General features: G+C 70.9%; 7 protein-coding genes and 1 pseudogene. 3 read left to right on the top strand and 5 right to left on the bottom strand.

Annotated elements, in window-relative coordinates; all coding sequences use genetic code 11:
- The coding region (locus tag ON23_RS06305) for a helix-turn-helix domain-containing protein (protein ID WP_039776910.1) at positions 1 to 313 on the top strand (313 nt) is incomplete at its 5' end.
- A complete protein-coding gene (locus tag ON23_RS06300) occupies positions 310 to 2805 on the top strand; it encodes an ATP-binding protein (protein WP_039776909.1) in 2496 nt (831 codons plus the stop codon). The genes ON23_RS06305 and ON23_RS06300, both read left to right, overlap by 4 nt.
- A gap of 38 nt (positions 2806 to 2843) precedes the next feature.
- Here ON23_RS06300 and ON23_RS06295 read toward each other — a convergent pair whose 3' ends face one another.
- Both ON23_RS06295 and ON23_RS06290 read right to left on the bottom strand, forming a co-directional pair.
- A complete protein-coding gene (locus tag ON23_RS06295) occupies positions 2844 to 3917 on the bottom strand; it encodes an aminotransferase class V-fold PLP-dependent enzyme (RefSeq protein ID WP_039776908.1) in 1074 nt (357 codons plus the stop codon).
- A 117-nt stretch (positions 3918 to 4034) separates the two neighbouring features.
- Positions 4035 to 4934 carry an MBL fold metallo-hydrolase gene (locus ON23_RS06290; RefSeq protein ID WP_223273871.1) on the bottom strand — a complete coding sequence of 300 codons (900 nt, stop codon included), beginning with the start codon at positions 4932 to 4934 and terminating at the stop codon, positions 4035 to 4037.
- Positions 4935 to 5091: 157 nt separating this feature from the next.
- On the opposite strand from ON23_RS06290, the gene ON23_RS35805 reads away from it, so the two are divergent.
- On the top strand, positions 5092 to 5532 hold the full coding sequence (locus tag ON23_RS35805; protein WP_051042108.1) for a MerR family transcriptional regulator: 441 nt from the start codon (positions 5092 to 5094) through the stop codon (positions 5530 to 5532).
- On the opposite strand, the gene ON23_RS06280 is transcribed toward ON23_RS35805, so the two are convergent.
- From ON23_RS06280 to ON23_RS06270, 3 genes and pseudogenes are all read right to left on the bottom strand, one after another.
- Entirely contained in the window at positions 5526 to 6821 is a 1296-nt protein-coding gene (locus tag ON23_RS06280) for a sensor domain-containing diguanylate cyclase (protein WP_039776906.1), read from the bottom strand. The genes ON23_RS35805 and ON23_RS06280 overlap by 7 nt on opposite strands.
- Positions 6822 to 6852: 31 nt before the next feature.
- Positions 6853 to 7656: an SAM-dependent methyltransferase gene (locus ON23_RS06275; RefSeq protein ID WP_039776905.1), complete on the bottom strand. Its 804-nt coding sequence runs from the start codon at positions 7654 to 7656 to the stop codon at positions 6853 to 6855.
- 118 nt (positions 7657 to 7774) lie between these two features.
- Positions 7775 to 8025 (bottom strand): annotated as a pseudogene (locus ON23_RS06270) (maleylpyruvate isomerase N-terminal domain-containing protein); the annotation flags it as partial.

The following is an 8025-nucleotide window of genomic DNA, read 5'->3' as shown; positions in this document are numbered from 1 at the left end:
CAGCCAGCCGTGCGTCGCCACGGCCCAGCCGCCGGTCGCCGCGGTGGCGTCGCCCCGGCCCGAGTCGGATCGCTGGGAGAGTCTGTCGCGGGCGGAACGTGAGGTGGCGGTGCTGGCGGCCGCGGGCTGGCCCAACAGTGCCATCGCCGTGCGCCGCCACAGTTCGGTGCGCACGGTCGACGCGCAGGTGGCGATGGTCCGGCAGAAGTTGCAGATCACCTCCCGCGGGCAGATCGCCCGGCATCTGCCCGCGGAGGCCCGGGAACGGATGCGATCCGAGGCGCGAGCCCGGCGCGAGACGGCCCGGTCGTGACCACACCGTGGATATCCCAATTCGTCGGCCGGACCGCGGAACTGCGTAGCATCGCCGAACTGCTCGACCCCGGTGGGCCCCGGTTGATCACCCTGCTCGGACCGGGTGGGATCGGTAAGACGACGCTGGCCACCGAGGCGTTGCGCCGGTCCCAGCGGCCCGGTCGCGATCAGGTGCTGTGGGTGCGGCTGGCGCGGCTGGAAACCGGCGCCGGCGTCGAGGCGGTCGCCGAGGAGATCGTGCGAACCGTCGCACCGACCGATCCCACCGGCCGCAGCGCCGAGGACTGCCTGCTCGACGCCTTCGCCTCGCTCGGTCCCGTTCGCACCATCCTGGTTCTCGACAACTGTGAACACGTGCTGCATCCGGTAGCGCGGCTGATCGTCGAGTTGCTGAGTGTGAATCCGGATGTCACCGTCGTGGCCACCAGCCGGGAACCGATCGGCTGGACCGACGAGCGGCTGGTACCGGTGCCGCCACTCACCAACGACCATGCGCTGGAACTGTTCCGGCGGCGCGCGGAACTGACCGGCCGGCCGATCGGCGCGGAGCCCGCCACTCTGGAACTGGCCGCCCGGATCTGCCGCCGCGTGGACAACAATCCGCTGTTCATCCGGCTCGCAGCGGCCCGGTTGCGCTACCGTCCGGTCGCCGAGGTGCTGCGCGATCTCACCGGCACCGACTCCGATGCGTGGATGCGCTGGTCGTCGGGCGTGCGGGCCGGTGCCGACGAGCGTCATCGCAACGTCGGCGACGTGATCGCCTGGTCCTACGGACTGTGCACCGACGCCGAACGCCTGCTGCTGGACCGGATGTCGGTCTTCGCCGCCGGATTCGACCCTGGCGACGAGGAAACCCGCAGCGGCGGAATCGAATACAGCGCGGTGGCGCAGGTCTGCGCCGACGAGGCGTTGCCCGAGCCCGTCATCGCCGCCACGCTGGAGCGATTGGTCGAACGGTCGCTGGTGTCGACCCGCATGACGGCCACCTCGGTGCGCTACTTCCTGCCCGAGAGCGTGCGGGCGTTCGCCCGCGCCCGGCTGCAGGAGCGGCCCGACGGTTCGGCCGCACCGTCCGGCGTGCCTGCCCGCCATCGCCGCTACTTTCGTGACAAAGTCGTTGCCGGACAAGCGATGTGGTACGGCCCGGACGAGATGGAGTGGATCGACTGGGTCCGCGCGGCCTGGAACGACGTGCTGCTCGCGGTCGAGACCAGCCTCGCCGATCCGGACGAGGCCGTGATCGGACTCGAGATCGCCACCGTGGTCATGGCATTGCGGGTGCCGTTCCTCACCGGCACCAACCGCGCGGTCACCGGACTCACGGAGCGCGCCCTCGCGGTGATCGGCGACGATCCGGCGTTGTCGTCGCTGCGGATCTCGGCCAAGGCCCTGATCGGCTGGATCGCGGTGTGGCAGGGCCGGTTCGACTACACCTCCCGGCTCCTCGACGAATGTGCCGCCGAATGTCTCTCCGATCCGGTGCTGCGCGAAGAATGGCGTGAGCACACCGCCGACGACATCGGTCTGCCCGCCCAGGTCGAATTCACCTGGGGGCTCGAACTGTTCCTGGTTCGCCTGGATCTGCGTGCGATCGAGGTGTTGTCGCGCGCCCGTCGCAAGTTCGCGGCCGTCGGCGATCGCGGCGGCACGCAGCGCAGTGATCTGTTCACCGTGCTCGCGGCCGCCAGCCTGGCGACCCCGGAGGTCGCGGGGCGGGTGGTGCGCCGCCATCTGCACGACGCGGCGAAAACGGATGCGCCGTGGGCGGTGTCGTGGGCCGAATTCGCGGAACTGGTCGCCACCATCCGCCACGGCGACCCCGCGGACGCGGTGCGCCGGGGCCGGGCGGCGGTGGCCGCGCATCTCGATCGCGGCGATACCTGGACCGCGGGCTGGATCATCCACTTCTGCACCGTCGCGCTGGCTGCGATCCTGTCGCGGCGTATCGAATCCGGCGCGCGCCCGGGCGAACTCGACGCCGCCGCACGGGAGATCGCCTACCTGCAGGGTGGTACCGCCGCGTTGCATCGGTCGATGGGTATCGCCTCGGACCGGGTGCCGCTGGTGGCGGAGGGATCGCTGGCCGCGCGTACGGCCGCGACCGCGGTGCTGGGCGCCCAGCGCTACGCCGCCGCGGTGCGTCGCGGCGGGCGGATGCGGCCGCAGGAGAACGAGCTACAGCGGTATTTCCTCGGACGGCTGGAAATCGTCGAGGACGCCGACGTCGGCCCGGATGATGCACGGTGGCAGGAACTTTCACCCGCCGAACGCGAGATCGCGATCCTGGTGGCCGCCGGGTGGACCAACAGTGCGGTCGCCGTGCGCCGCGGGACGTCGGTCCGCACGGTCGACGCCCAGGTCGCGACCATCCGCCGCAAACTCGCGGCCGCGGACCGCTCGGCGATCATCCACCGCATTCCGGGCGGATTGCGTGAGCGCGTGCGTGCCGAATCACGGCAGCCACCGGGACGCCTGCGCCGAACCTTCTGAGCCACAGGGCCGGGGAAGGGCGTCGGTGCCTCAACCGATCAACTTCGATTGTCGCCCAAGGCTTTCAGCGCCCGGTCGACATCGTCGGAGTCGTTGTGGACGTGGAACGACACCCGCAGCGCACCCGCTCGGGCCGTGGTCACCACCGCGGCCTCCGCCAAGGCGTCGGCGGCGGCCGCGGCGCCCGGAATCGACACGATCGGTGCTCGTCCGGGAACGGGTGTGAAGCCGAGGTCGTCCAATCCGGCGCGGAAGCGGTCGGCCAGTGCCAGATCGTGGGCCTGAATCGCCGGAATCGTCAACTCCTCCAGTAGTTCCGCCCCGGCCAGCGCACCCACCACACCGAGCCAATCGGGTGTGGCGTCGAAGCGTCGCGCGGTATCGGCAAGCCGTTGCGGCGCATACATTTCCGCCCAGCGGTCGGCGGCCGCGTACCAGCCCGGCGCGTGCGGGCGCACCCGGTCGGCGATCTCCGGCCGGATCGCCAGCAGCCCGACGCTGCGGGCGCCGAGCAGCCATTTGAATGTCGCGCACACCCAGATGTCCGCATCGGCGAATCGCAGCGGCAACCAGCCCGCGGCCTGCGAGACGTCGAACAGCAGCAGCGCGTCGTGCGCCGTGGTGGCCGCGCGCAAGCGCGCCGTGTCGACCGTCCGGCCGTCGGCGGACTGGACGAGACTGCACGCCACCAGTGCGGTATCCGGACGTACCTCCTCGGCGAGTCGCTCCAGTTCCACCGTGCGCACCCGCAGATCCCCGCGGTAGCGGAACGGATTGGGCACGGACGCGAAATCGCCTGCGGCGACCAGTACTTCGGAGCCGGGAGCCAGTGCCGCCGCGGCCGGTCCGATGAGCGCGGCGGCCGAATTGCCGATCGCCACATCGGCCGCCGTCGCGCCGTCGAGGAGGCGGGCATAGGCGGCGCGCAGCCGATCCACCCGATCGTCGTAGCGCGAGGGTGCGCGATGTCCGCTCGCCCACCCGTCCAGGACCGCACGCACCGCGGTGAATGCGCGGGCGGGCGGAATGCCGTACGAGGCGGTGTCGAGATAGGTGGTGTCGACCGCGAATTCGTGGCCGGCCAGAGCGGGAATATACGCCGAGGAGGTCATGAGGCCATGGTCGCGAGCGAGTGGCCCGCCGGTCCATAGCCAGCCGGGGCTCGCTGGACCGCTCGACGGTGCCGAATCTCCCGCGACCGGTCGCAGCGGAGGTCGCTCGCCGCGACGTCAGTTGTCGTTCGCCGCGCCCACCTCCTCGGCGCGCAACCGCTGGGCGGCCGCGTGGTCGTGGGTCGGCACCACCGTCACCGTCGTGCGCGCCAGGTGCAGCCGGTGCAGGGTGCGGAAGGTCAGATCGCGATCGTCATCGGCGAAACCGCCCGGGTAGCTTGCCTTCTGGCGAACCTTGTCGATCTGCAGATGATGCCAGGCGGCATCGCCGGCGAGCAGTACCCAGCCGCGCCGGGTATGGGCGAGCACGCCGATACTCCCGGGGGTGTGCCCGGCCAGATCCACCAGCACCACGGTCCCGTCACCGAACAGATCGTGGCTCGCGGTGAACGTCAGCACCGGCGGTCCGTCGAGGTCGTATTCGACCACCGTCCGCTCCCGCAGCGCATCGCGGACGCCGCCGACCGGCGCGACCGGACCGGTCGTGATCCACTGCTGCTCGACGCGATGCATGTGGACGGGCAGTCCGGGCAGATCCAGCAGACCGCACACATGGTCCCAGTGCGCGTGCGTGGGCAGGGCGAAATCCAGCGGCCGCGGATCGTGCTCACGCAGCGAGTCGACGGTCGCCACGGTGGCGGCCGGTGGCCGCACCGCGACCCGCAGGACCGCGGGCAGCTGCGAGATCGCGCGCCGTTCGGCGTCCAGGCAGACGCCGGGATCGACCACGAACCGGGCTTGCGGATGTTCGACGACGAAGGCGGTCAGCGCGTTGTCGATCCGGCGCGGGGTGAACGTTCCCTCCACGACCGCCGCCGTCGGCACCGACCGCGGCGCCTGCGGCAGCGCGCGCACCGAGACGGTGCCCCGGGGCTCGGGCAGCCCGGCGTCGGGGATCGAGGCCAGGAAACGCCGATCGAGGCGGCGGGGCAGCATCAGCCCGCGCACGGAACCCACTGCGACAGTGCAGCATTGGAGCACACTCGGTGTCTTCACCGGATCCGGCATGTCATTCGTCCGTTCTGTGGGTGGGCCGCGAACGACGGGATCGTCGCCACGTGTTGTGGCACGATAAAACTTAAGGTCGACATGAAGTAAAGGGGTGAGGCCGGCGATGGACGAGGGTCTGAAGATCGGTGACGCCGCCGTGGCGGTCGGAGTCGAGGCGCATGTGCTGCGCCACTGGGAATCGGTCGGACTGCTGCACCCGGCGCGCAGCCCCTCCGGGCATCGCGCCTACGACGGGCAGACGCTCGACCGGGCCCGGCTGATCCGCACCCTCCAGCGCACCGGGTTGTCGCTGCGCCGGATCCGGGAACTGGGCCTCTCCGGGCGCGACGAGCGGCTGGCCCTGATCGCCGACGAGCGGGCCCAGTTGCGCCGCCGCATCGACCTGTTCGAGGCCACCGATCGCTTCCTCGCCCACATCTTCGACTGCCGGCATCCGATCCTCGCCGAATGCCCCGACTGCTCCGGTTTCCTCGGCGCGTACGGCGACGAGCGAGACCGGCACGAACTCGCGGATCGAGCCCCCTCGACGCTGTCCGCTCACTGAGGCAGGCGAGACCGGCTGCCGGAGCGCTGCCGCGCACTCTTGTTGCGGTACATCGCGGTGTCGACGGCATGCATCAGATCGTCGACCGCCTCGGGTTGCCGGGTGACCAGCGCGGTTCCGATCGACGCGCCCACCGTGATCGACCCGCCGGCCACCTCCACCGGTTCGCCGAGCGCCGCCAGCAGCCGGGCCGACATGTCGACCAGTCGCGCCTCATCCGCGCACTGCTCGATCAGCACGATGAACTCGTCGCCGCCGATCCGGGCGGCCAGCCCGTCGGGTTCGGCGGCCGCTCCCAGCCGCTCGGCCACCGTGCGCAGCACGCGATCACCGATGGTATGGCCGTAATCGTCGTTGATCTCCTTGAACCCGTCCAGGTCGAGATAGCACAGGCCGATGGGCGGCTCGGCGCGCGTGAGCCGGTCGAAGAACAGCAGCCGATTGGCGAGCCCGGTCAGGTCGTCGTGGTGGGCCTCGTACCAGAGCCGGTCGGCCAGCGCCTTGCGTTCGGTGATGTCGACGGCCACCCCGATGAGGAATCGCACGCTGCCGCGCGCGTCCCGCACCACCGACATGGACAGGTCGATAACGGAGTGGTGGCCGTCGGGCCGGGTGAGCGAGGTCTCCATGCGGAACCGGTCCAGGCCGCCGGTCAGCAACTGCTGGAAATGGGTGTACGCGTCACCGATGTTCTCCGCGCCGAGCACCGCCGCCACCGACCGGCCGATGATCAGGTCGATCGGCACACCGAGCATCTCGGCGAAGGCGGCGTTCACGTCACGGACCCTGCCGGTCTCGGCGTCGATGGTGCCGATTCCCACCGAGGCGCCGGCGAAGATGGCGCCGAACCGGGCCTCCGACAGCTGCCGCCGCGCCTGTTCCTCCCGGACCGCGGCCAGGGCGGCGCTGAGCGTGGTCTCCTGCTCGGCCAGCGCCGCGCCACGCAGTGCCGCGGTGAATCCGGCGGCGAACTCGGCGGCCACGGTGACGGCGCGGTCGCGCACGGTCTCGTAGCCCGGGTCGCCGGTATCCGGGCAAACCTCGGCGACCATATCGCGGCAGATCACCAGGACCGATCGGCTCACCGCGGCATCGTCGCGATAATTCGCGGCGACCAGCGACGAGGCGGCCAGCCGGGCCGCGTCGAGGCCGACGGTGCCGCGCAGTACGCCCAGCAGTTCCTCACACAGGCCGGCGAGCAGGGCCTCGATCTCGGTTCGCGTCAGCGTCGGCGCGACCACTCCGTCGAGTGCGTCGGCCCATCGCGCCGCCAACTCCTGCGAACCCACCCTGCAACCCCTGCCTATCCCGTGGACCCCGTCACACCTTGTGCCCCACGCCGCCCAGACCGAGCGAGCGTCCCGGCGTTTCGTGCAGGTCACGCTCGGATTCCGGGCGCCACAGCGGAAGTTCGACGACGCCCGGTTCGACCGGTTCCCAGCCGGTGAACATATCGACGATGGATGCGCGGTCGCGAAAACGGATTCCGACGCCGCTGGTCGATTCCTCGTGAATCCGGGCGGCCGCCTCGGGCCGGTGTGCCGAGGACAGATGGGAGATCGCGATATAGCTGCCCGGCGCCACGGCTGCCCGCAACGCGGCGACCTGCTCGCGCGGACGCTCCTCGTCCTGCAGCAGATGCAGCACGGCGACCAGCAGCAGACCGACGGGACGATCGAAGTCGATCAGGCCCGTCTCGCGGGCGCGGGTGAGCAGTTCCTCCGGCTTGCGCAGATCCGCCTCGATGGCGCCCGCGTGGTCGTTGCCGTGCAGGATGGTGGCCGCATGGGTGACCGCGACCGGGTCGATGTCGACGTAGAGAACCCGGATCGAGGGATCGATGTCCTGCGCGACCTCGTGCACGTTCCCCGCGGTGGGAATACCCGATCCGACATCGAGGAACTGCCGGATCCCGCAGTCGATCATGAACCGGACCGCTCGGCGCAGGAAAGCGCGATTGCTCAATGCCAGCCGCGGCAGATCCGGCACCAGCTTGCGCCCTTCCGCCGCGGCCCACCGGTCCACTTCGAAATTGTGGGAACCGCCCAGCAGCGCGTCGTACATCCGGGCCGGGCTGGGCCGTTGCATATCCACGCCCTCGGGCGCCCACGCTGGCCTGTCCACTCGAATCCCCTCTTGCCGATCGAGAATCGGCCCGCCGGACCGCCGGGTCCGGGGCCGATCTTGTCGAAGCCCAACTGTACGCCCACGCCGGGCCGGTCGGCGGACACGCATCGGCCGCTCAGACCAGATTGATCGAGTCGAGTACGCGGGCGCCGAGCTCGGCATCGCCGGTGATCGCGACGGCTCCCGCCCGCCACGGCAGCCGCCGGGTGCCCCACTGCGGAAACTCCAGCGCCAGTGCGGCGATATGGGCGGCGGCGCCGGCGGCCCGGCCGGGTCGCACCCGCAGCCGCCCGCCGCGCGGTTCGATCCGCCAGGTGCCGCCGCCGGGGCCGGTGAAAGTCAGTGCCACCGGGGCGTCGAGCCAGC

It is taken from the genome of Nocardia cerradoensis NBRC 101014, assembly GCF_000308535.1.
GTDB classification, from domain to species: Bacteria; Actinomycetota; Actinomycetes; order Mycobacteriales; family Mycobacteriaceae; genus Nocardia; species Nocardia cerradoensis.
This window is presented reverse-complemented; position numbering and strand designations above follow the sequence as displayed.